This is a genomic window from Roseovarius halophilus (ex Wu et al. 2025) (genome assembly GCF_047086965.1).
In genome coordinates, this window is sequence record NZ_JBKOTX010000569.1 from 1 (window position 1) to 453 (window position 453).

Here is a 453-nt window from a genome sequence, read left to right on the forward strand (position 1 = left end):
CGACGGATCGGAAACCGACGCCGCATACATCTGCTCGTAACGCGACCCGTCAACATGCGCCCCCGATACCGTCTCGGGGCGGGGGGGATAGGTTTGTGCTGCGGGTGCATGGTCTGCGGGATTTCGGGCCAATTCTCTCTCCTCCATACTGCGTTTCACGCCGCGCCACAGGTTGGTCGGGCGTAACTGCATTCCACCGTATACCCTACGGAAGATCAGTGAATGACGCTACGGAACATTGAGATCGGGCGATTTTTTTGTAAACAATGCTGCTGAAAATCGCAGCGTTTTGTAAATTTGTTTGCGCCCTTGAATCGGCGTGATTTTTTTTGGCGGTCCCGTCGGTGCCGATCACCCGGCCGTGGGCCGCGCCCGCCGCGACGCAGCAATCATGGCCGGTGCAGGCCGGCGCCCGTGCCTGCCACGGCAGCTCGCGCCGGGCGATGATTCGCC

1 protein-coding gene is annotated in these 453 nt (G+C 60.7%); it reads right to left on the reverse strand.

The window, feature by feature from the left end; all coding sequences use genetic code 11:
• Positions 1-205: 205 nt before the first annotated feature.
• Positions 206-453 (reverse strand): hypothetical protein (locus tag ACH107_RS33540; RefSeq protein WP_412509890.1); only part of this gene is annotated, 248 nt, incomplete at its 5' end.